The organism is Treponema vincentii F0403 (assembly GCF_000412995.1).
GTDB lineage: Bacteria > Spirochaetota > Spirochaetia > Treponematales > Treponemataceae > Treponema > Treponema vincentii.
Genome location: NZ_KE332512.1, coordinates 1 through 24,188, shown reverse-complemented (window position 1 = coordinate 24,188; position 24,188 = coordinate 1). Strand labels below are relative to the sequence as shown.

At 44.7% G+C, this 24,188-nt stretch carries 20 protein-coding genes and 2 rRNA genes; 16 read left to right on the top strand and 6 right to left on the bottom strand.

The genetic code is table 11. The features are described from left to right. The first annotated feature begins 1 nt into the window (after position 1). The 15 genes from HMPREF1222_RS00110 to HMPREF1222_RS00040 all read left to right on the top strand — a co-directional run bounded on the left by HMPREF1222_RS00110 (position 2) and on the right by HMPREF1222_RS00040 (position 14,516). Entirely contained in the window at positions 2 to 1,471 is a 1,470-nt protein-coding gene (locus tag HMPREF1222_RS00110; RefSeq protein ID WP_016517670.1) for a hypothetical protein, read from the top strand. 21 nt (positions 1,472 to 1,492) lie between these two features. Further along, positions 1,493 to 1,846, top strand: coding sequence for a phage tail tube protein (locus HMPREF1222_RS00105; RefSeq protein WP_016517669.1), 354 nt, complete (start codon positions 1,493 to 1,495; stop codon positions 1,844 to 1,846). 12 nt (positions 1,847 to 1,858) lie between these two features. Then, positions 1,859 to 2,167, top strand: coding sequence for a phage tail assembly protein (locus HMPREF1222_RS00100; RefSeq protein WP_016517668.1), 309 nt, complete (start codon positions 1,859 to 1,861; stop codon positions 2,165 to 2,167). Between the two features lie 164 nt (positions 2,168 to 2,331). Next, complete coding sequence (locus tag HMPREF1222_RS00095) at positions 2,332 to 4,350, top strand: phage tail tape measure protein (protein WP_016517667.1); 2,019 nt, start codon at positions 2,332 to 2,334, stop codon at positions 4,348 to 4,350. Next, complete coding sequence (locus tag HMPREF1222_RS00090; protein WP_016517666.1) at positions 4,351 to 5,664, top strand: DNA circularization N-terminal domain-containing protein; 1,314 nt, start codon at positions 4,351 to 4,353, stop codon at positions 5,662 to 5,664. Beyond that, positions 5,657 to 6,796 (top strand): hypothetical protein, encoded by a 1,140-nt coding sequence (locus tag HMPREF1222_RS00085; RefSeq protein WP_016517665.1) that lies wholly within the window; start codon positions 5,657 to 5,659, stop codon positions 6,794 to 6,796. The genes HMPREF1222_RS00090 and HMPREF1222_RS00085 overlap by 8 nt, the downstream gene beginning before the upstream one ends. A 1-nt stretch (position 6,797) precedes the next feature. Next, positions 6,798 to 7,349, top strand: a complete 552-nt coding sequence (locus HMPREF1222_RS00080; protein WP_016517664.1) for a hypothetical protein — start codon at positions 6,798 to 6,800, stop codon at positions 7,347 to 7,349. 14 nt (positions 7,350 to 7,363) lie between these two features. After that, positions 7,364 to 7,705, top strand: coding sequence for a phage GP46 family protein (locus tag HMPREF1222_RS00075; RefSeq protein ID WP_016517663.1), 342 nt, complete (start codon positions 7,364 to 7,366; stop codon positions 7,703 to 7,705). After that, positions 7,692 to 8,765: a baseplate J/gp47 family protein gene (locus HMPREF1222_RS00070; RefSeq protein ID WP_016517662.1), complete on the top strand. Its 1,074-nt coding sequence runs from the start codon at positions 7,692 to 7,694 to the stop codon at positions 8,763 to 8,765. Before HMPREF1222_RS00075 ends, HMPREF1222_RS00070 begins: the two co-directional genes overlap by 14 nt. Then, a complete protein-coding gene (locus HMPREF1222_RS00065; protein WP_081636863.1) occupies positions 8,689 to 9,594 on the top strand; it encodes a putative phage tail protein in 906 nt (301 codons plus the stop codon). Before HMPREF1222_RS00070 ends, HMPREF1222_RS00065 begins: the two co-directional genes overlap by 77 nt. After that, on the top strand, positions 9,578 to 10,279 hold the full coding sequence (locus HMPREF1222_RS00060; protein ID WP_016517660.1) for a hypothetical protein: 702 nt from the start codon (positions 9,578 to 9,580) through the stop codon (positions 10,277 to 10,279). Before HMPREF1222_RS00065 ends, HMPREF1222_RS00060 begins: the two co-directional genes overlap by 17 nt. Before the next feature lie 13 nt (positions 10,280 to 10,292). Then, positions 10,293 to 10,829 (top strand): hypothetical protein, encoded by a 537-nt coding sequence (locus HMPREF1222_RS00055; protein ID WP_016517659.1) that lies wholly within the window; start codon positions 10,293 to 10,295, stop codon positions 10,827 to 10,829. Positions 10,830 to 11,112: 283 nt separating this feature from the next. Continuing rightward, on the top strand, positions 11,113 to 12,672 hold the full coding sequence (locus tag HMPREF1222_RS00050) for an extracellular solute-binding protein (protein WP_016517658.1): 1,560 nt from the start codon (positions 11,113 to 11,115) through the stop codon (positions 12,670 to 12,672). A 4-nt stretch (positions 12,673 to 12,676) separates the two neighbouring features. After that, on the top strand, positions 12,677 to 13,636 hold the full coding sequence (locus tag HMPREF1222_RS00045; RefSeq protein WP_016517657.1) for an ABC transporter permease: 960 nt from the start codon (positions 12,677 to 12,679) through the stop codon (positions 13,634 to 13,636). Positions 13,637 to 13,649: 13 nt separating this feature from the next. Next, complete coding sequence (locus tag HMPREF1222_RS00040; RefSeq protein WP_016517656.1) at positions 13,650 to 14,516, top strand: carbohydrate ABC transporter permease; 867 nt, start codon at positions 13,650 to 13,652, stop codon at positions 14,514 to 14,516. A 59-nt stretch (positions 14,517 to 14,575) separates the two neighbouring features. Here the strand turns inward: HMPREF1222_RS00040 and HMPREF1222_RS00035 are convergent, their stop codons facing one another. Further along, entirely contained in the window at positions 14,576 to 15,868 is a 1,293-nt protein-coding gene (locus HMPREF1222_RS00035) for an ABC transporter substrate-binding protein (protein WP_016517655.1), read from the bottom strand. A 97-nt stretch (positions 15,869 to 15,965) separates the two neighbouring features. Here HMPREF1222_RS00035 and HMPREF1222_RS00030 point away from each other — a divergent pair, with 97 nt between their 5' ends. Then, positions 15,966 to 16,616: a Crp/Fnr family transcriptional regulator gene (locus HMPREF1222_RS00030; RefSeq protein WP_016517654.1), complete on the top strand. Its 651-nt coding sequence runs from the start codon at positions 15,966 to 15,968 to the stop codon at positions 16,614 to 16,616. A gap of 201 nt (positions 16,617 to 16,817) precedes the next feature. On the opposite strand, the gene HMPREF1222_RS00025 is transcribed toward HMPREF1222_RS00030, so the two are convergent. From HMPREF1222_RS00025 to HMPREF1222_RS00005, 5 genes are all read right to left on the bottom strand, one after another. Continuing rightward, positions 16,818 to 17,972: a protein-glutamate methylesterase/protein-glutamine glutaminase gene (locus tag HMPREF1222_RS00025; protein ID WP_016517653.1), complete on the bottom strand. Its 1,155-nt coding sequence runs from the start codon at positions 17,970 to 17,972 to the stop codon at positions 16,818 to 16,820. 81 nt (positions 17,973 to 18,053) lie between these two features. Further along, on the bottom strand, positions 18,054 to 18,872 hold the full coding sequence (locus HMPREF1222_RS00020; protein WP_016517652.1) for a CheR family methyltransferase: 819 nt from the start codon (positions 18,870 to 18,872) through the stop codon (positions 18,054 to 18,056). Between the two features lie 114 nt (positions 18,873 to 18,986). Further along, complete coding sequence (locus HMPREF1222_RS00015) at positions 18,987 to 20,693, bottom strand: DUF5312 domain-containing protein (RefSeq protein ID WP_016517651.1); 1,707 nt, start codon at positions 20,691 to 20,693, stop codon at positions 18,987 to 18,989. Positions 20,694 to 20,792: 99 nt separating this feature from the next. After that, positions 20,793 to 20,907, bottom strand: a 5S ribosomal RNA gene (gene rrf / locus HMPREF1222_RS00010). Between the two features lie 122 nt (positions 20,908 to 21,029). Beyond that, positions 21,030 to 23,994, bottom strand: a 23S ribosomal RNA gene (locus tag HMPREF1222_RS00005). Between the last annotated feature and the right edge of the window lie 194 nt (positions 23,995 to 24,188).

Here is a 24,188-nt window from a genome sequence, read left to right as displayed (position 1 = left end):
TATGGCAATCGCCTTTACACAAATTCCGGCAAATCTGTTAGTGCCGGGACAGTATCAGGAAATTGATAACAGCCTTGCCGGGGAAACCGGCGATATTAAAACCGCGCTCATTGTCGCGCTCAAAACCAAAACCGGCAAAGCGGCGGAAGGGGTTCCGGTGAATGTCTTGACTGCTTCTGCTGCAGCGGATGCATGCGGATACGGAAGCCCGGCAGCTCTTATGGCAGAAGCGTTTTTATCGGTCAACAAAGTTGAAAAGCTGTACCTGTTGCCGGTTGCAGAGCCTATAGCCGGAACGGTGTGGAAAAAAGAGTGCACCGTACAAGCAGTCAGCGCCGGAGCCGGAAGTGTCCGCCTTCTGATAAACGGACGCGGTGTGTGGGCGGCAGTGAGTGAAGGACAGAGCGCCGATAAAATTGCCGCAGCGCTCGTGGCTGCCTGTAACGGGCTTGAAAATAATTCCGTTGAAGCGGCAATCGACAGCGGAGATAACACCAAGATTATTTTTTCTTCCCTTTATAAAGGTGCGTGCGGAAATGTCAACACGGTAACAGTGCAAAGTCATGCAGCGGGGGTAAGCGTAACGGAAGGCACGGTCACAGAAGGTGCCGGGGTTGCAGACCTTTCAAAGTTACCCGAATGGCTTGGTGCAAAACGGTGGAACTATATCGTCTTTGATTTTGACGATGAGGCAAGCATCAAGCTGTTAGCGGAAGAACTGGAAAGCCGGTACGCTGCAACGCGGCAAATCGGCGGGCGCGCCTTTATTACGCTTTCCGGTGCATTAGGAAGCGCAACGGAAGCAGGTTCTATCCTCGCACAAGCGGCAAAGGTCAACTCTCCGCATATCTGCCTTATCCCGCGCAAGAAAGATGATGCGACGCTTCCGTGTATCTGGGCTAGCCGTTTTACCGCTGCTGCCTGCCGCATTTTAGCAGATGATCCGAGCGCGAATACCTACGACACCAAAGTCAAAGGCTTAGCAGCCGATGGGGAGTACTCTTTTAATGAGCGGCAAAAACTCCTTGAAACAGGCGTTGCCACATGGCGGCTTGATCCGATGGGAACTGTCTTAATTGAGCGGCTGGTAACCAGCTACACGGAAAACTCAGACGGCGGAAGGGACACGAGCTATTTGGATATCCAAGTGGTTGAAACCGTTGATGCAGTTAGAACCTACATCAATGCGGAAGCAAAAAAACGCTTTAAGAGTTGGAAGCTGGCAAGCACGGAGGAAAACTTCGGGGCTGGAGCCAAGGTAATGACTCCGGGGATTTGGCGGAGCTTCCTTGCGGATTTGTATCAAACCATCTTTATCGGGCAGAAGAATTGGTGCCAAGACTTTGAAAGCTATAAGGCATCTCTTCATGTTGAAGTAAAGAAAGGCAGTAAAACACGGCTTGAGTATATCCATCAGCCGGTATTGATCGGACAGTTCTTAATCGGCGCCGGTTTAAATCAATTCAAATAGGAATAGAAGATAGGAGGAAGTATGCAGCTATTAAAAGTATCGCGAGTCATATCAACGAGCTTAGGAGAATTGCCGCTCAAAGAAGGAGGTGCGACTTTTAAGCCGTCAAGCTTTAAGCGGGAAACGCAAGTCGGCGAAGTACACGAAAATACCGGCTACGTGGAAACCCCGACCGCGGCAGAACTGTCATTGACACTGAACGCCGCCATCGATCCGCAAGCATTTGCAAATGTCTCCAACGATACACTTACCATCATATTATCAGGCGGCAGTCAGCACTATATGCCTGCCGCGTGGGTAACGGAAGCGGTTGAGCTTTCTAAGGGAGAACTCAAAGTAGTATACAACTCGGCAAAAAGCCAGAAGTTGACATAAGGGAGGAGAGAGATGAAGACCTTTTATTTAAAGCATCCGGTTTCACTCGGTGAAAGAACCATTACAGAATTAACCTTACAAGACCCCCATGTTCGTCATCTTATGCGCACCGATGCCTACGGAGTTAATACCATTGCAGCAGATGTCGCCCTTTGTTCTGCGCTTTCCGGGGAATCGGAAGCGCTATTGGCAAATCTACACATTGAAGATTGGGCGCTTATCCGTGTTGAACTGCAAAAAATATATGCAGTCTTTTTCGGAGTGAAAGCCGAAATGGAAAACAACGCAGATGAGCAAAACCCTACCAAGGCAGCGGATTAACCGCTGCAGAAGTTCAGCAATTCATTTTTGAAATTGTAACGGAATTGATGTGCATGATGCCGTCGCTGCCGTATGAAATTATCCTTGATTTTTCATGGCTTCAATTAAAAAGATGGCATACGGCGGCGGTGCGGAATACGAAACTATTACGGGGGATTACCTAAATGGCGGACGTTAAAGCCCGCGTTTTACTGACATTAAAAGACTTATACTCAAAAGAACTCGGTAAAATGGGAACGGCAACAAAAAAGTTTTCTTCCGATACGCTTGCTGCAGTCAATAAAATCGATAGCGTATTTTCCGGGATGAAAACAAAGCTCGGAGCCATCGGCGTATCCCTTTCTCTTGGAGCTGCTTCAAACCAAATTATTGACCTTGATGCCCGCCTTACCCGTATGGGTATGACTGCCGATGCTTCTGCAGAACAAATCAATGCACTAAAGCAGAAAATCTTTGAAGCAGCGCAAGACCCGAATATCAAAATAGACCCGTCAAAAATTGTCGATGCCCTTGATGTCGTTATGACAAAAACGGGCAGCTTAGAATACGTCGAGGCGAATATTAAAAATATCGCAGTTGCATTGCAGGCATCCGGTGCAGCCGGTGAAGAAATGGGGGATGTATTCTCTGAATTTCAAAAAAAAGGTTTTGCAGCTGCTGAAATCTCCCAACTGATGGACGATTTGGTAAAACAAGGAGATCAGGGAGAATATACGTTTCAAAAATTTGCAAAAACGGGAAAGGCTGTTTTATCTTCGTATTCTACGATAGGAAGTACCGTTGAAGATGTAAAAAAATTAAACGCCGTTATGCAGATACTTGTCGCAGATACAAAAAATGAAGAACTTGCGGCAACCGCTTTGGATGCCGTTATTGCAGAACTTTCCGATCCTAATAAACAAGAAAAGCTGGGGATTATTGGTGTCCGCGTCCGTGATAGTGCCGGAGAATTTAGAGACCTTGCCGAGATTATGGACGATGTATTGGCTGTCGCACAAAAAGAAGGCAATATCGATTTTTTATCGGAAGTGTTCGGCGTTACGAGTATGAAGGCGGTACGTGCTTTTCAAAACTACGGCAAAAATTATAAAAAACTCACAGAGGGCTTAGGAGATACGACTGGTGCCCTTGAAGCAAAATCTGCGCGCATGGCAGGGACAATGAAGGCAAATCTCCAAAACCTTCAAACAACGTTTTTAAAATTTGCAGATACAAATTTAGCAAAACCATTAGAGCGGTTAAATGATTTACTTTCGTATCTTTCAGAAAAACCTGAACGGCTGGAGAAAGTATTTAACACGATAAAATACGGACTTAGCGCAATCGTTGCCGTGAAAGGACTCGCAAAAGTATCGGGTTTTATCGGCTCTATTTCAAGCGGTATTAGAACACTCACGGGCGGCAGTATGCAAGCGGCACTCGGCGGAGCTCTTCCCGGAAATGGAGCAGGGGCTGCAAGCGGTCTTCCGGTATTTGTTACAAATATGGAACAAGGCGGTATGGGGGCTTCAAACGGTCTTTCTCAAGCTGCTTCAGGCGGCGCAGCAGGAACACCGACGCTTGGAGGAATTATGGATGCCAATGCGCAGAACTTTAGAAACGGCGCTATTCAAATGGGTGTGCTGCAAACCGTTACAACAGGGATGGTGAAGACACTCGCTGCTATCGATGAGGTTCGCAGTATTAATGCCGATGACTCTTTAAGCGGTAAAGAAAAAGCGCAGAAAAAAGGCGGCGCGATAGGTGATGCAATCGGTACAACAGTCGGCACAGGTCTCGGTGTTGCCGCCGGTGCTTTTGCTGCCGGTAAAATTGGAGCCGCAATCGGAACATTTATTGCTCCCGGCATCGGTACGGCAATAGGGGGAGCGATCGGTATGGCTGGAGGAGGTCTCGTCGGTTGGCTTGGTGGAAAGCTCGGCCGCACGGTCGGGGAGAAGATTGGCGAAGCAGTCGGCAAGGATGAAGTCATTCCTGAAAGCGCTGCGGTACGAGAAGAACTTGAATCGGTTCAGCAACTCCCTGCAGCACCAGTAACGGCAGAGCTTACCGGCAATGCCGTTATGGATCTTAATATCAATCTTTCCGGTGAGCGGCCGACCGTTTCTGCAAAAGTGCAGCGGAACTCCACGCCGTTTCAGTATAATACCGGCCGCATTCAAGAAGCAAGGGAAGCGTTTTAAATGATCAATAACTGGGATGCCTCATTGCCGGCGCCTTTAAGCGAAAACTGGCGGATGGCGTATGGAGCGGTAAAAGGAGACGGGGACAATCGTTTCTCCTATCTTACAAGCGACACTCCGGCACAGACGAGCTATCAAGCGCCGAATAAAGAAGCAGTACCGTTTATTTATGAAAGCCTCAAGGTTTCAGGCGGCGCAAGCGTTGATACTGCCGAATATCCGTTTTATGGGCTTTGGTCTTCAATGCAGTTAAACGAAAAGCCGCAAGCGATTACCGTTTCAGGCTTCATCCGCGGCGATGAGTACATTAAAAATCGCAATGTGCTTGTAGAAGCCGTGCGCATTCCGACGACAGACGATGAACCGGGATATTTGACATTACCGCTTTGGGGACGCTTTCCGGTTATCGTTATCAACTGGGATATTGATGAGTCTGCAAAAGAGCTTGGGCAATGCAAGGTCTCTCTCACCTTTACCCGTGCAGGCTATCCGGTACAAAACCGCTGGGAATTTTCCGGTTCTCTGAGTAAAACGATTCCGGAAGCAGCGGAGGCGGTGAAGAATGCTGCAGAAACTTCTTTTGTACAATCTTTGAAAAACAACCTCGATGAGCAAACGCTCCTTAAATCGTTTAACCTGATGCGTGTTTCCGTGCTGCAAGCAGTTGGACGGATTCAAGGCGGCTTTCAAAAACTCAACGAGATAACGAATGCGGCCGCTCAAATCACTAATCTTATCGCACAGGGAATCCGCAGTCCTAAAACACTCGCCCTTGCGTTATTTGGTGTTGCCGGAAAGATGGTAGCAAGCGTGTTAGAGATAAAGAATGCATCGGAAGAAACGGCCGCATTTTTCAGGATTAAAAACAATGAAAAGAATTTGCTTTTCTGCCTGCTCCCCGCCGATAAGTATCAGTTGCCGGTCGAAGCGGTAACGGTTAAGCAGATTGCGACCAAGCAAGCGGCGGAAAATTTGTATAAAACGGTGGCGCTCTACACAGCGGCACAGCTCTTACCGGAAATGCCTGAGCAATCGTATAACCGCACGGCAAACCTCTTTGCACTCTATGACCGGCTCGAAAAAAGTATTGACCTTAATGATCCGGCCGTATACAGCGCCGTACAGGAACTAAGGCAAGCGCTTTCTCAAGAACTGGCGGCAAAACAGCTTGCGCAAGAACTTTCTATCACATTAGGACGCGGCATGCCGCTTTTAGCCTTAGCGCAGTATCTCGGCGCAGAAGAGCGAATCTTACGCGCATTAAACATCATTGAAGACTCATTTGTCATACAAGGAGCTATCCGCTATGTCTAGCATTGTTATTAACGTTGCTCCGGCAGGGGGTAAGGTCTTTAAGCCGCTTCAATGGAACCGAGTGCATATTAAAAAGTCGCTCGATGAAATATGCCATAGCCTTACGCTTGAACTCCCGATTAGTCAAAAAGACCTTCTCCATAAACACGATACGATAGAAGTCCGTTTTTACAATAAGCTCATTACGCATAATAGCGGTAACTTACGTGTTACGACGGTACGCATCGACGAAATTACCGACACCACCGATTCAGGGCGCAAGTATATCACCGTTCTCGGCCGCTCGCCTGCCCGCGATATTATCGATTCAACATGGACGGGAAAGACGGAAAGTGCAACACTACTTCAAGTGGCCGAAACAATTGCAAAGGGTTCATTCGGTATTGAAGTACAGCATTTGCCTCGTGGAGTTGATTACACCGAAACAATTCCCGTCTTTGCATGGGACTGTGAATCGCCTTGGACGCAGCTGGTAAATGCAGCGGAGAATCAAGGCTATGTGTTTACCTCAAATGAAGCAGGTGAATTATATCTGACGAAAAGTGGACGAGATGCGAGTCAATGGCATTTTATTTTAGCGGAAGGGATGAATATCAAATCGGTAGAGACCACCGAATCGGGGGCGGAGCAGTTCCATGAATATGTTGTCGTTTCCAGCAAACTTGAAGGACGCGCCATCGATCCGCTTTGTAACAATAACCGTATTTTGACGCTCAACCTTTCGGATTTTAAGCTCGACCAAGAAAAGGTAAACCGGCGAGCACAGATTGAATTATACCGGCGCAGAAGACGGACAACAACGGTAACGGTTTCCGGCTGGGGTTTAACCGATGCGCAAATCAAGAGCTTTGATACAACGTACGAAAAAGAACTCTTCTTTAATCCGAATTTTTTAATCCCCGTTTACATACCTTCCGCCGGTCTTGACTGTACTATGATGATAAGCGAGGTTGAATACCGTGCGGAGCCTTCCGTCTTTGACTGCACCATCAGCCTTGTTAATCCTGAAGTATATATGGGAAAAGAGGGGACTGTGTTTAAGGATAAAAAAAGCGGCTTAAAAGGGAAGAAATCATCGCTCCTTGAGCAAGTTGCAAAACGGCACAATATCACTCCTGTAAAGGTTCGATAAAATGAAAATATCCGATCTTTATGCACGGTTGAGAAATCTCTTTAATGTCGGTGTTTTCAAAAAGCGCGATAAGGAAACGGTTACGGTGCAAACCGAGTTCGGCCGTACACTCGAAGCGGCAGAAGTCTTTCCGTATGGGTTTATCGCAAAAGCCAAAGCAGGAACAGCGCTCATATTCACTCAAGGGGGAAATGCCGGCTCCTTTCTGCTTTTGCCAATATGCTCTGCGGAAGGTGCTCCTGAGTTACAAGATGGGGATTCATCCCTTTGGAGCAAAGACGGCGGCTTTGTCATTACCCGCTCTGATAAAACGGTTGAGCTGAATGGCACGGAACACGGCGGTCTTATCAAAATAGCAGAACTGAAAAAAGAACTTGAAAAGACCAATGCCTTTTTAAAAGCCTTCGTACAGGTGTTACAAGTTCCGGTTCCCGAAGCAGGAAACGGCGCTCCGTCAGCATTTCAAACGGCATTAAATGGGGCATTAAGTCCTTTGCAGCTTGCCGACTTCTCGCAGATTGAAAATACAAAAGTGCAGCACGGCGGCAGCTAAAGAGGCGGTTTTTTATGGATAATAGCAAAACGGTACGGCTTGAAAATTGGACGGATATACAGGAACTCGTGGCAATGAGTATCGGCACGGATAAAGGGCGTTGGTGGGCGGATCCTACTTTCGGCTCCGAATTATGGATACTCAAGGAAGAAGGAAAACTTGACGGCACCAGCGCCGGAAAGGTGCGCTCATATATCTTAGAAAGCCTTGCGTGGCTTAAAACGGACGGCTTAGTCCGCTCGATTGAATGTACCGCCGAGCGCACCGGCAAGAATGAAATCCGCTATGTGGTAACTGTTGTCCAGCCTGACGGAAGCTCGGTATTTATAAAGGATGTATGGTATGGCATTGGTTAGAGAATCCTTACCGGTCTTACTCGACCGTATGTACAGCGCATATATGAGTCGCTTTAAGCCGCTCGATAAAACCGCCCGGCATAATTTGATTCGGGTTCTATCGGAAGTACAGGCGGGGATGTATCATCAGCTCCTTGGCGACCTGTCATTTTTAGCCGATCAGCTCTTTCCGGATACGGCAACCGGTGACTATCTGCGCATGCACTGGTCTGACCGGGTACCGCCTTTGTATGCCGTCGCTGCTATCGGACAAGCGGAAATTAAAGGCGTTACAGGAACGGCAGTACCGGCGGGACTTGTCTATACCTCCGCTTCCGGTAAGCGCTATTTTACCGATACTGCTTTCAAAATAGACAGCACTGGGAAAGCTGTTATCTGGCTTCATGCCGAACAGGCGGGCGTCGCTTCTAATCTTGCCGCCGGAGAAAAGCTCAAACTTTCCTCAGCGCTTCCCGTTGGTCTTTCCAGTGAAGCGGTGGTACTAGGCGGCATCAAAGGCGGCGTTGATGCTGAAAGCGATGAAGAATACCTTTCACGGGTACTGCTTGCCCTCCGCAACACTACCCGGTACGGCAAAATCGGAGACTTTGCCGCGTGGGCGGTTGACTCCTCAGCTGATGTATCGAAAGCCTTTGAGTTTAAAAATTTCGGCGTATTCGGCGCTCTTTTGATACAGGTTATCTCAGGCGATCACTTTCACGGTATCTCACAGGTAGGGAACCTTTCAGTTGTTACCGCATACATTGATTCCGTCGCTCCGCCGGTTCTGTATACGGTACGCACACCATCCCTGCGTCCTATCGACATGACAATTACCTTACTTGCTACCGAAAGCAGCAGCGAAAATCACGGCATCGTCGAAAACCGCCTTAAAACCTATCTAAACGCCTCAGCTCGTCCCGGTGTCCGCTATACGGAAGGTAGCTTCCGCGATGCGATCGTAGATGGGGTAAAAATCAGCTTTGCAAAGGTTGAACTCGCCAATGGGGTCGCCGGAGAATTTACCACGACCATACTGGAATATCCGGTATGGGGGACGGTGCGCTTTGCCGTTAAGTAATCTCCTTCGTACTCAAGCCGATTATGCGGCTGCCATTAAAAAGCTTTTTCCGCTCGGTGTGTACTGGGATGCACAGTTTGATGATCCGGAAAGCGACCTCTCTCAATGGGTCGAGGCTCAAGCAGAAGAACTCTACCGCTTCAAAAGCCGCTTCCCGCGTCTGATGCAGGAAGCCACACCCAAGACAGCAGATACCACCATAGACGACTGGGAGCGTGTCTTGCTTGGTTCAGTCTATCCGCACCTACCGCTACAGATGCGGCGCTCACTGCTTTTAAGCAAGAGAAGAGGGTTTATTAGTAAGCCGGTATTACAAGAGATTGCCGTTCTTTATGGTGTCAACATAACCGTTTCATATCCGTTCACCCCTGCCTGTTTCGGTTATGCGTCTTTCGGATGTGCAAGACTCGGCGACTATAAAGTGTTTTCAGCACTTTCAGTATCTGTGCTCGGAGGAGAAAAGCTCGCTACAACAAAAGAATTTGAAGCGGCTCTAGAAGAATCCGTCCTTGCCAATCAGATTGTTTTTTTTACCTATACCTTTCCGGCAGATAAGCTCTTTCATTCACTTGAGGAGCTAAAACATACGGTAAAAGTTGAAATAACTATTTTCTATCCCTTTACACCTGCCCCATTCGGTGCCGCTGTATTTGGTCAAAAACGTATCGGTTCTATTCGTTCTAAACAAGTCGCTTTTATAGCAATACCCGGTTATAGTCCGACAAATCGAAGAAAAGATATTGAAACAGCCATAAAGATGGTCGTTCCAGCCTCTACCGTATGCTATTTTTTATATGATAAGGAGTTGTTCTATGGATATGTATCCTGACAATCAGGAACTTACGCTCAATGGAGAGAAAGTAATGTGGCCGGGAGTCGATGCTTCCGGAAAGTTTACCAACGGCGATTTTAACGATCCGCTGGTTCCGCCGAGTTTTATTCCGGCAGAGACTATCAATCTGATTTTAGATAACCTCACAGGATTGATTAAAAGAAGCGGCGGAACTCCAAATAATACATCAACCTCCCAACTCGCCGATGCGATTGATAGACGCTTTATTCAAATCTTCCAAACCGGCTATGTCCAATGGCCGGGAATGCCGAGCCCGCTGGAAGATACCTCCCTTCATTTTGAAGGCTATAGCTGGCATGAAGTCAGCTATGAAGGTAACTTCTTTAGATCCAAAGGGCGGAATGCTAAGGCGTTTAGCGCCAAGAGATTAACGAAAGAGCAAATCAGGAATGGCGCGTATATCTTTCAAGATGATGAGCAGGGAGATGCGATTAGAAATATTGAAGGGTTTCAAACTTTTTTTTATACAGATATGCTTTCTGCATCTTCTTCTCCCTTATTTAGTCTATCTACTTGGAATGAGTATGGTGGAAGGTCTCATGGAAACGGACAAGGTCTTACTGGCAATTTAATTTTCAATGCTAGTCGTGTTGTTCCAACCGCCGAAGAAAATCGATCTCGCAACTTGACCTTTACCATCTGGGTATTGGTAAAAGACTAATAGGGGGAAGAATATGGAATATGTAGAGCGTTTAGAAGTTAAAAACAATATTATTATAAACCGTGTTATCGGCAAAAAGCCTAAGAAGGAAAAAGAAGGAATAACTTATATTTACGGCTCAAACTTTCAAGCCAATATCGGTGATGACATCCGTATGTACACGGACTTACAGGCAGGTACTAAAAAGCCGCTTACACAGCTGGTTAAAGAAGGATTTATGGCAGTGCCGAAAGGCAAAAAGTTGAATGAAGACGGTTCAGGCTTTGAAGATATGAGTGAAGGCGAAAAGGTCGCAGCCGGTCTTATTCAGCTCAAAGCCGATGAAAAAATCGAAGGTGATTACATCGTCAAAAAGACTAAAAAAGAGTTGTACCAAGAAGGGCTTATCAGCAAGGAAGAATATAACACATACATTGACCGGCAGCGAGAGGCGGCGTACCGGCAAGAAGCGGATCCGCTCGGTATGCAGGTAATGCGCGGAGACATAGATAAATCCGAATGGCTTGAAAAGATCGCAGAGATAAAAAAACGATATCCGAAAGAGGAATAGGGTTGTTTACATTACACACTATGAAAATCTTGTTTCATAGTGTGTAATTATTTTAAGGGGTGTATTCTTCGGTATTTAGCGTTTTTTTTGCCGGTTGTTTTACCATATATTGATAAAAAATCGCACAACATAACGGCAAAAAAACTTGACAAATGGATGATGACAGGTTACCCTTTTCAAAAGGATTAACTTTGACAACCTAAATCAGGCTGTCTTGTTAACCGACGGAGGGCATCTTACTGTAAACTACATTGTAAGGATGCCGCTTAATTCGGAGGAAATCATGAAACGTATTTTTAAGCTCTGTACCGCGCTGTTTATTGCCGGCACCTTGCTGGCCGGATGCGACTCTAACAAAAGCGCATCGGCAACCAAAACCAATTCGGAAAAACCGATTGAAATTTCGCTGTATTATTCGGACAATGCAACGCTCCCCTTCAAAGCCGATTGGCTGACCGTACAGGAATCCGAAAAACGCTCAAACACAAAACTGCATTTTGAGCCGATACCGATTGCCGATTACAACACTAAAGTATCGTTAGCATTAAACACCGGTAACGGACCGGATGTTATCCTTTACCAAAACACCACCGGAGAAAACGGTTCGTTAGCTTTAAACGGTGCTCTTATCCCGATCAGCGATTATCCCGAATGGACGCCGAACTTTAACGCGCAGGTAAAAAAATTCGGTTTGGAAAAAGATGTCGATGCACTCCGCCTCAAGGACGGAAAATATTACTATCTGCCTTCCCTCTTCGATGTTCCGTTTTATGACGGAGGATTGATTTTACGCGAAGATGTGCTGAATAAATACGGCCTTTCACAGCCCAAAACATTCGATGACCTCTATACCTATTTAAAGAAATATAAGCAAGACAATCCCGACTCCTACCCTCTGACGATTTTAGCCGGCCCGCGCGTATTATACAGAATGACAATGCCGTCATTCGGAATCAGCCTCGGTAAAAATTCTTCAACCGGTACCGGTGTTTTAAGCTGGGACTATACCCAAAGGAACTATTTTGCCGGTGCAACAACGGAAATGTATAGAACGTATGCTCGTTTCCTTGCAAGGTTATATAAAGAAGGACTGCTTGACCCCGAAATGGCGGATCCCATCGACGGAGACAAATGGGCGCAAAAACTTGCAACCGGTAAGGCAGTTGCGACTTATGCCTACTATGACCAAATCGGCGGCGTTACCGGTAAATCGGCAATTGACGGCTTTAAACTGCAAATGTATCCGCCGCTTGCAGGCCCCGCAGGTGCGCATCACCAACCCAAGAGCAGAACCCAATGGGGAATTATGTTCCCGTCAAAGACTGCAAAACGGGCAGACTTTGAAAAAGTCGTCCGCGCAATCGACGATATTTTCTTCAGCGATGAGGGCGCAAAGCTCTGGTGCCTCGGCGTAGAAGGAGTAACCTATACGGTAGAAAACGGAAAGATTCAGTATGCAAAGGAAATTACCGAATCTCCTGAAGGCATTTACAAGACGATGCAGTTAAAATACGGCTGCGGCGCCGATACGACACAGCTTGTATGGATTAACAGCAGAGAGATGACAAAGTACGACGAAAATTATGCCCGCATCAATGCAGAAGTAGAAAAAATGGATATGGCGATCCAGCCTATTCCCCCCACTCCGTTGTTCGATGATGCCGTTGCCGAAGAAGCAGGTATTTTGCGTACCCCGCTCTTAGACACGTTTGAAAAATGGAACAACGATTTTATCACCGGTAAAAAAGATCTCGATAATGATTGGAATGCTTACGTTACGGAAATGAACAATGTAGGCATTGAAAAATACCTTACGCTCTATAACGAGCACGTAAGGAAATAACCCCTTGCAGCGCCTGCATAAGCATCGCTTTGCAGGCGTATTTTTATGCTTTATGAATAACACAACAAAACGCTATTTCCATCAATACTGGCAGCTCTATGCGATGCTTCTGCTGCCATTGCTTTATTTTATCATATTCAAGTATGTTCCGATTTTCGGCAATGTTCTTGCATTTAGGCGGTACCGTCCGGGACTCGGCGCTTTCGGTACCGAATGGGTAGGATTGCGCTATTTTACGATGTTCTTTAAAGACCCTGCCTTTTGGCGGGCATTTAGAAACACGCTGACGTTATCGCTGATGAATTTACTCATCAACTTCCCGATACCGATTATCTTTGCGCTCCTATTAAACGAAATACGCTCCGTTTTTTTAAAGAAATTTGTGCAAACGGTTTCGTATATGCCGCGTTTTATTTCGACTGTCGTCGTCATTGCAATGGCGGCTGAAATTCTTTCGCCGAGTACCGGTATTTTAAACCTTTTTTTAAAAAATGTTTTTGATATGCAGCCGATCTATTTTATGAATGAACCTTCTTATTTTAGGGTATTGTATATTTTTACCGACACATGGCAGTATATGGGATGGACTGCAATTATCTATCTCGCCGCGATTACGGGAATTAACGAAGAACTGTACGAAGCGGCAAAAATCGACGGAGCGGGAAAGCTGCAGCAGATCCTGTATATCACCATTCCGTCCATCTTACCGACTATTATGGTTATGCTGATTTTGGAAATCGGCAGATTGCTGACCCTCGGTTTTGAAAAGATACTGCTTATGTATACACCGAACAATGCAGACGTTAGCGACATTATCGCAACGCTCGTATACCGTACCGGCTTGGCAAATCAAAACTATTCGTATGCAACGGCTATCGGATTATTTACCGGCGTTATCGGAATTTTTCTCGTCGCCTCTGCGAACGCAGCCAGTAAACGCCTCACCGACGAAAGTATCTATTAATACGGAGTGATCTATGCATTCAAGACAAGAATCGTTCGGTCTGTTTAACCTTATCCTGTTCATTGTGATGGCGTTTGTCGTACTCATCTGCATTGTACCGTTCATATATATGATTGCGCTGTCGTTCTCCGACCCCGCAGCCATTATGCAGAACAAAGTATCGTTTCTACCGGTGGGATTTACGACGGCAGCATATAAGCAAATATTCACGTACCCGAATTTCTTTAAGGCGTACGGTAATACTATCTTCTATACCTTTTTCGGTACCCTTATTGCGCTTTGTTTTACTTCTACTTTTGCGTACCCGCTTTCAAAAAAGTTTTTACGCGGAACCGGCATCATCATGAAGCTGGTAGTCTTTTCGATGTTCTTTTCGGGCGGCTTAATTCCCACCTACCTGCTTGTCTCTTCTTTGCATTTAACAGGCACGGTATTCGCGATACTGCTTCCCTTTGCCATCAATCAGTTCCACCTGATTATCTTAATAAACTTTTTTAAAGCTTTTCCGCACGAATTGGAAGAAGCCGCATTGATAGACGGACTCGGCTACTTTAAAATTTTTACGCAGATTGTCGTACCTCTTTCAACCCCCGCTTTGGCGGCAATCGGCCTTTATACGGCAGTATTCTTTTGGAATGATTGGTTTAACGGATTGATTTACTTAAAGTCATCTCAATTTCCCGTTATGCTGTTCTTACGCAATATCGTCAACGGTACTGCCACAATGGGGGATGGGGCCGGCAGTGCAGATATGTCGGTTATCGGTATTTCGATTAAAGCCGCCGTCATTATCGTTTCAACCTTGCCGATTATTCTGCTGTATCCCTTCCTGCAAAAATACTTTGTAAAGGGGCTGACAATCGGCTCGGTAAAAGGCTAAACCGCATGTACCGCAATCGGTGTTGTAGAGATCGACATTGCTACAACACCGGCGAGTCTTTAAAGACGGCTGCCGGAACTCCCAGCAGCGGTTTCAAAATCGGTTTTAATTTTTTCCAATAAGGCGCCGATGTCATTTCGGTAGATAAAATCCCAGCCCACCCACGAAAATTTTTTATCGTCCGATAAACGGTTATCGACGGCCGGATTGGTAGATGGGAAAAAGCCACTCCGTGCAAAAACCATACCTGTTTTTTCGGAGAGGAAAAACGACACAAAATCCTTCGTAAGCTCTTCGGTATCTTTTTTTACCAACATAAAAATGGGAGCGACAATTGCGCCGTCTTTAGGCCAAACTGTTTTAAGAGCTGTTTGTTCTTTTATCATCTGAGAGAAAAAATAAGGGCTGATGCTGACAACCGGTTGAGCGGCGGCTGCATTTCCGCCTTTGACCATTTGTGCGGGGTGCATATAGGTACTGCACGCCTTACCCAATTTTTTAATGCCCGCATCACCAAAACGTGCATAGATATTCAGAACGACCGAATTAAACAAGTCCAAATCACCAAACGGAATAGCGACGGAGTGTTCAAATTCGGGAGATAAAATATCCTCCCATGTTTCCGGTACCTTTCTCCCGTTTAACAAAGCAGTATTAACAATCATAATAGCGGGAACAACACCGATAATTGCATAATTCTTTTTCTCATCCCTCAAGTCTATATAATCATTGCAAAAGTCTTTATTGACCGTATCGAGTGCGCAATGGAATTCCTTGTTCTCAATAAAAGAACCCATCAGCTTTTTATCAAAGAACAGCTCAAAGCCCGCAGAAAGAAGCACATCCGGAAGGTTTTCTTTTTTTCCCGTTCTTGCTTGGTCGATTATCCAATCAATACCGAGATTAGCCGATCTAAGGTCATACCGGATTTTATAGTTTTTCTTTTCCATATCTTCTTTATGTGCTTTGACATAGCCGGAATAAAACGATTCAAAACTTTCCAGTAACGGAATCCGTATCGGGCACGGTAACACACCTTCAATCCTTACCGTTTTTTTTCCGTCTTCCGGTTCAATACGATTATCGTTTCTTGTCTTTAAACTGAGGTCAATATGCGCAAAACCGGTTGAAGCGTTTTGTTCGATAATTTCGACAAGCTCCCGCTCACAAGAATCAACATCCAATTTTTTTGATAAAAAAGCTTTCTCAAGCGTAATTTTCTTTCCCATTAATTTACGCATCATAGGATTCGTCAGCGGCGTAAACCCCTTGCCCGCTAAATAGCGGATTATTTCAGGATACCGCTCCGTAACATCAAAAACCGTTTCGTCCATCGTAAAGTAATTATTCATATACGTTTCCCCTATAAAAACAACCATCAAAACTTATAACAGCATATTTGCAGCCGATACTAAAAACAGAACCGCATACCAGCGAAGGAAGGACACTATGAATCCGCTATTCAAAGACATTCCTACAGAGGAGCTTAAAAACTATCTTACTGCCGTCAACGCAAAAACAGCCGTCTATCAAAAAGACAGTTTTATCTTTTTTGAAGGAGACCTTCCCAAAGCACTGTTCATCCTAAAATCAGGTATTGTCCAAATCGAAAAAAATGACATCGACGGCAAGCGGATTATCATGAACCGTTTTGAAACACCTGAAACCGTTTTCGGCGAAGTGTATGCCTTCCTGCAATCTACCCCGTACGATTATTCGTGCAGAATAATTGTCGATGCTGAAATTCTCAGTATTCCGGCAACGATATTTTCAGATTCTGCAGCGTTAGCATCCGTACAAACAAAAATCACACGGAACCTCTTATCTATTCTGGCGCATAAAGCTTATTTTTTAAACCAGAAGCTGCTGATCTTTTCTTCGTTTACACTGCGCAAAAAAATAGCTGTGTATCTATTACAGCAAGCGCACGGTCAGCCTAAGATAACGCTTAAACTGAACCGGGAAGCTATGGCGGAATACCTTGCCGTTCCCCGTCCTTCCCTATCCCGCGAATTGATGAATATGCAAAAAGATAAACTGCTCACTATCTCCAAAGATACCGTAAGCGTTAATATCAATAAACTCGAAGAGCTTGCATAACCAACTCTGCTGGTTAACATCTCTAAAAACTCTTATTTTCATAAATTTTTTTAGGGATGTTAGAAGTATATCATAAAGGGATAAAAAAACGGTATCATTTGTTACCGAATAGAGGATATTTTAGGTTTAACTATTTTTTAATTATCTTGAAGATAAAGAGTTCTAAAAACATCGGTTTTAGAACTCTTCGTCTATTTACTATTATGCAAATTCTCTTCCATAGCGGTTAATAACGGATGCCATGTTGCTTAAAGAAACTTGCTCCATAACACCTCCCATTTCATAGGCAACGCGAGGCATACCGTACACAATAGCAGAGGCTTCATCTTGCCCAATGGTACGGGAACCTTCTTGATAAAGCCGTGTAAGACTCGCAGCTCCGTCTTTTCCCATACCGGTCATAATAATTCCCAGTGCATGATTTTGGAATTGCTCCGCCACAGAAGCAAACAATACGTCCGCACTTGGCCGATGTCCGCTTTGGGGAGGCGCATCTGAAATATGGGCAATAACACCAAGCGGTTTTTTCTCAACTAAAAGGTGTTTACCTCCCTGCGCAATAAGGATGCGCCCCGGTTTTACAAGATCACCTTCTTGTGCTTCTTTCACTTCCAGCGGGCATATCTTATTGAGACTATTTGCAAATTCATACGTAAATCCCGGAGGCATGTGCTGAACAACGGCAATAGGCTGCGGAAGTTGAGGATCCAAGTCTGCAAAGACCTCACGCAATGCATTCGGGCCGCCGGTTGAAATACCGATTGCGATAATTTCAAGTTTTCCCGGCTGACGAACTTGCGTCGGCTTTGCGGTAGCTTGTGTAGGTGTTGTAAAAATTGAAGCGGTTGCATGCGGTTGGGATATTGTCTGCAAATGCGTTGAATTCAAGGGATGCTGTATAGGAGCCATTGAAGGCGTTTTAACCCCTGAAGAAGCTTGCTTCTTCAATTGATATTGCCTACCATAAGCCTGCAAAAATTCAACAAGCTGATTGGCAACAGTTGCTAAGTTTGCCGATTCCGATCCGGAAGGTTTAGTAACAAAATCGCTCGCACCGAGTTCCAAACAATCCATTGTGATACGAGCACCTTCTTTTGCAATACTGGAAAGAATAATGACAGGAATATCAATATTAAGCCTTTTTCGTTCGCGCAAAAATTCTATTCCGTTCATTTCCGGCATTTCAAGGTCAAGCACGATAATATCCGGCTGGACTCGCTCTAACTTTTGCAAGGCGAATCGGCCGTTCATTGCTTTATCAGCAACAGTCAATCCGGCTGTTCCATCTACTATCTTTCCAATTAAACTCCGCATCAAAGCAGAATCATCAACTATTAAAACTTTTATATCTTCCATATTAAAGCAACCTCCCACATTTCATTAAGGTACACTAAAGTTTTCATATGCACTCCCGTATATAATTGTACTATCAACGCGCTACTTAACATTTTTTTGGTATAGGCATGCCCATTCGGTTTTAAGAAACTCAAACTTTGTATTCATACCAAATAAGGATTCGGAATGTCCAATAAAAAGAAATGAGTGGGGAGCCATCGCATCCCAGAAACGATTAATAACAGCCTGTTGGGCAGGTTCATCAAAATAAATAATCACATTACGGCAAAAAAGAATATCGATGTTATTCCGATTAGCATCGTGTTTTAAATTATGATAATCGAATTTAACCATTTGCATAATTTCAGGATTCATTTGATAACCATTGCCTTGCTTTGTTAAATATTGAGCAAGATAATCATCAGGAATCCCAACAACACGGTTTTCCGGATAAAAGCCTTGTTTTCCGACAATCAGTGATTTAAAAGACAAATCGGAAGCAAGAATATCAGCTGTAAACCCCGGCGGCAAATGCCGTTTCATAACCATAGCAATAGTATAAGGTTCTTCTCCGGTGGAACACCCCGCACTCCAAATATGAATTTGCTTTTGTCCCGCAGCTTGTTTTATTTTCACTATTTCAGGAATAACATAATGAATTAAAGCATCAAAATGAGGTTGATTTCTAAAAAATCGTGTCAGATTGGTAGTAACCGAATCCAACATGATTTTAAGTTCTTCTTTATTTGATGTCAGAATTTTATAGTACGCATCAATATCATCCATTTTATTCTCGCGCAAGCGGTCTTTCAGACGGCTTTCTAAAATGGATCGGTTCGTTACAGAAAAAGTGATACCGCTTTCGTTGTATATTAAGTTTTTAAAAAGCTCAAAATTGCGGTCACTTAGAAATTCTGCCATATATTTTCCTCCTAATAGAGTATATGTTGCTATATTTTTTTGTCAAGCAAACAGTGTTTTCATGCTTAGCATTAAGCAAGGACATTATTAAAAATTTCCTTTTTTAGAAATATCTTAAACATCCCCTTCAATCTTATCGGCGTCCGTAAGAATACTTGTTACTTCTTGCAAGAAGTTTTTTACACCTTCCACACGCATCCTAAAGTCTACATTATCATTTCCTTGAATAATCGACCAATTTACAAGCGGTGCATAAACACTGTTTTTATTACCGTCAATAAAGCCGTTTAATAAAGCTATCAACGTTTTAAATGCGTTTTGAGAAGAAGTAATAATTTGCTTAGCCTCGGTTTCAATATTCTTCATTAATGCTTCAAGACTGTTTTTACTCTTTAAACTCGCCATTGTTTTTTCTTTTAATTGAATAAAAGCCGCACCGATTTCCCCTTCAGGAGATAAACGGGACTCAAAAGTACTGATACAGCTTTGCTGTTTTTCCAATACGGTAAAAGCACTCGTATATTCCGCGAGGTTTTCTCGACGATAAAAATTACCTTCCATCAACAGGATTTTTAATACCGGCTGGACAAAAGATACATATAATGTTGAAAAAAAAGTAGCAAGAAAGCTAAATGAGAATTCACGTTTAAATCGAAGAACAAGCCATAAATCTTCCCATGGACGATAGAGTAAAGGTTCCAGTTTATCAATCTTTAACAAATCCAGCATTTTGCGAGTTAATTGTGCGCGTTTTTGCTCTGCAGACCACAATTGCCACCGTTCATTAAATCGCTTTTTCCACGCTACTTTAAAAAGTTGAAACCAATCTTCACCTTCTTCAAGTCTTTGAGGTTCCCAGTGGATAGATTTTAACGTATACCGAGCTAATTCTAAAATTGGAATTTTCACCGCAAATTGTTTAATCGCTTCCAAAGCATGAGAAGCTTGGGAGACAAACTCAACCGACTCCTCATTCATATTAACAGCCTTATCATTAAATTTATCTTGTTTTGATAACAGAAATAAAGCTTGCAGTACCACATCCGGAATTGGTTTTATTGTTGTAAGTACCGATGCAAGGCTCCCTATCTCTGCGGCAAGCAGATAAACGGAACATGAAGGTTCAATGGATGGGTTTACGGTAAAACGTAAAACAGCTTTATCAATCGACAATTCACAAAAATGCCGCATCCATTCAATTGCATTAGCAGCTTGATACATTCCCGTTTTATATTCCGTCGTCATAAGAGAAAAAGATTCATCTATCTTCTTTAATAATTCGGAGCGAAGATTTGCATTTGCTTGTGCAGTCGGAACACAGTTAAACGGATCCGTATTATGCATTAATTTTAAATACACGTCTGGGGCAACAAACGAACTTACCAGCAAATAAAAATTTCCTTTATCTACATCATAAGCGGATAAAAGAGATGTAAAAAAAAGCTGCGTTTTGCGTAATTCGCGCAACAATTCATAAAAATCTTTGGTAAAGGTATTTGCTTTGATATTGATATATTGTTTGTAATTGTGCTGCAAATCTTTCCCAAGCCGCCGAATCAGTTCTTCCTCATATACCGTTTCAACAGGCAATGATTTAAAAAAAGACTTTAAGTGCAGCCATAAACGGATAAAAAAAGGTTCATCGTTTATTTTAATGCCTTTCTTTACTTGGGCATCAATCAGCAACGGCTCGGTTTTTGAATCTGTCTGCAGCTCTTCAGACATCTTCATATTTTCTGCAATATTTGCAAGCATCGTCTGTGCTTCTTCTGTCGAGAGAGAATTAACCAATTTATCAAATGTAGAAACTTGGGGATTCATAAGGAATATTATATACAAAACAGAGAAAAAAAACTATAGGGGAATATCGAAATATCTCGCGAAGGGAAGCACTATTCTCTTGGGCTGAGGATAAAAAAAGCCCGGCAGCTACCTACTTTCCCACTCTGAAAGAGCAGTATCATCGGCGTAATGAGAGCTTGACTTCCGTGTTCGGGATGGGAACGGGTATGACCTCTCCACTATGGCCACCGGGCAATAAAAGACGAAACAAAAGGAACGAAATTTATTAAATAAGTGGGAAGCGCTTTATTATATTAAGTACGTTAAGCGTGTGGAAAGAAAGAACAGTAAAGGAGATAAAGAAGAGAAGATAATATGGTCAAGCCTCACGACTTATTAGTATTGCTCGGCTAGAACACATTACTATGCTTAGACCTGCAACCTATCAACCTTGTAGTGTGCAAGGAGTCTTTAGCGGGGTTAAACCCCGAGGGATATGTAATCTTGAGGCGGGCTTCCCGCTTAGATGCCTTCAGCGGTTATCCCTTCCGAACTTAGCTACCCAGCACTTACCCTTGGCAGGATAACTGGTACACCAGAGGTTCGTCCACTTCGGTCCTCTCGTACTAAAAGCAGCTCCTCTCACATATCCAACGCCCATAGCAGATAGGGACCGAACTGTCTCGCGACGTTCTGAACCCAGCTCACGTACCGCTTTAATTGGCGAACAGCCAAACCCTTGGGACCTACTTCAGCCCCAGGATGCGATGAGCCGACATCGAGGTGCCAAACTTTCCCGTCGATGTGAACTCTTGGGGAAAATCAGCCTGTTATCCCCGGAGTACCTTTTATCCGTTAAGTGACGGCGCTTCCACTCGCTACCGCCAGATCACTAAGACCTACTTTCGTATCTGCTTGAGCTGTCACTCTTGCAGTTAAGCCTCCTTGTGCCTTTACACTCACTGCGTCGATTTCCAACCGACGTGAGGAGACCTTCGCGCACCTCCGTTACTTTTTAGGAGGCGACCGCCCCAGTCAAACCGCCTGCCTACCACTGTTCCCATTCCGGCTTCACGGAACGGGTTAGAAACCTAATTCATCAAGGGTGGTATTTCACTTTTCAACTCCACTCACCCTAACGAGCAAGTTTCACAGTTTCCCACCTATTCTACACATGATAAACCAAGTCCCAATAGTAAGTTACGGTGAAGGTTCACGGGGTCTTTCCGTCTAACTATGGGTAACCGGCTTCTTTACCGGTATATAAATTTCACCGAGCCTCGCGTTGAGACAGTGCCCAGATACGTTACACCATTCGTGCGGGTCGGAACTTACCCGACAAGGAATTTCGCTACCTTAGGACCGTTATAGTTACGGCCGCCGTTTACCGGGGCTTCAATTGACAGCTTCGCATTACTGCTAACCGCTCCTCTTAACCTTCCGGCACCGGGCAGGTGTCACCACCTATACGTCTCATTACTGATTCGCAGATGGCTGTGTTTTTGATAAACAGTCGCCTGGGCCTGCTTTATGCTACCTCCACTCATTACTAAACAGAGGCCACACTTTTCCCTAAGTTACGTGTGCATTTTGCCGAGTTCCTTAACGCGAGTTCTCTCGAGCGCCTTAGATTTCTCATCCTACCTACCTGTGTCGGTTTACGGTACGGTCTTTTATAATCTTAACCTTAGACAGTATTTCCCGGCACCATGACTCATCCCCGCTTCGCTTCTCTCATCGATCCACTCGCTGTCACCTCTCACCTTGGATAGCGGATTTGCCTACTATCCTTTATAACGGCTTGAAAGCTTCGACCGGAACAACCGTTCTCCGGCCGGGGGTCGCCTCATGCGTCCTGCCATCGAAATTATAAAAGGTATCGGAATATGAACCGATTTCCCATCGACTACGACCTTCGTCCTGGTCTTAGGGGCCGACTAACCCTGGGCAGATGACCTTTACCCAGGAAACCTTAGGTTTTCGGCGGAAAGGAATCTCACCTTTCTTTTCGTGTACTTATACCTGCATTCTCTCTTCCATCCCCTCCAGTGCCCCTGACGGGTACACCTTCATCAGTCCATGGAATGCTCCCCTACCGCCTTATGCTTAATGCATAAGACCCGTAGCTTCGGTATACTGCTTAGCCCCGTTACATTATCTGCGCATGTATACTCGACCAGTGAGCTATTACGCACTCTTTTAAGGAATGGCTGCTTCTAAGCCAACCTCCTGGCTGTCTTTGTATCCACACTTCATTTTACACTCAAGCAGTATTTCGGGACCTTAGCTGACGGTCTGGGCTGTTTCCCTTTTGACTACGAACCTTGTCGCACGCAGTCTCACTCCTATACGTTGATTACCGGCATTCAGAGTTTGATTGGGTTTGGTAGGCGGTGAAGCCCCCTAGTCCATCCAGTGCTTTACCTCCGGTAATTTTGTATAAGGCTGTCCCTAAAGGCATTTCGGGGAGAACCAGCTATTTCCAGGTTTGTTTAGCCTTTCACTCCTAGTCACAAGTCATCCAAACCTTTTTTAACAGATTGTAGTTCGGTCCTCCACAGCGTTTTACCGCTGCTTCAACCTGCTCATGACTAGATCACTCTGGCTTCGGGTCTACGACATGCAACTTACTTCCGCCCTATTCAGACTCGGTTTCCCTCCGGCTCCGGAACTCCTATTCCTTAACCTCGCTACATACCGTAACTCGCAGGCTCATTCTACAAAAGGCACGCTACCACCCATAAAGGGCTGTAACATCTTGTCGGTTTATGGTTTCAGGTTCTATTTCACTCCCCTCACCGGGGTTCTTTTCATCTTTCCCTCACGGTACTTGTCCGCTATCGGTAGCCAACTCGTATTTAGCCTTGGATCGTGGTCGACCCGGATTCCGACAGGATTTCTCGTGTCCCGCCGTACTCAGGTACTGCACCGGCAAGACGACTGTATTTCGCGTACGGGGATTTCACCCTCTCTGTCAGGCTTTCCCAAAACCTTTCCGCTATACATTCGCTTTCTAAACTTGCTGTACGTAAGCCCGTGCAGCCCTACAACCCCCGTTTACCGGGTTTGGGCTCTTCCAATTTCGCTCGCCACTACTTTCGGAATCTCGTTTGATGTCTTTTCCTTGAGTTACTTAGATGGTTCAGTTCACTCAGTATTGCTTTACCTCTCTATTTTATTCAAGAGCGTAATGATAGAATTACTTCTATCGGGTTACCCCATTCGGCTATCTCCGGATCACAGGATATGTGCTCCTCCCCGAAGCTTTTCGCAGCTTATCACGGCCTTCTTCGCCGGTCGGCTCCAAGACATCCACCATAAACCTATTCTTCGCTTGACCATATTATTTTCTCTTCTTAAACGTAGCTCTTTCCTCTCATCTTTCCCCTTACCGGAAAAAACTCAATTCCACAGCTATCTTAAGCTTATTCTCTTCACCTTATTTTCCTACCCTCCAGCTCATTTCCCCTTTAATATCAAGAAAACTCACCTTCAAGTAGTCTTTCTTTCCCTTCCCTCATCTTTCAAAGAACA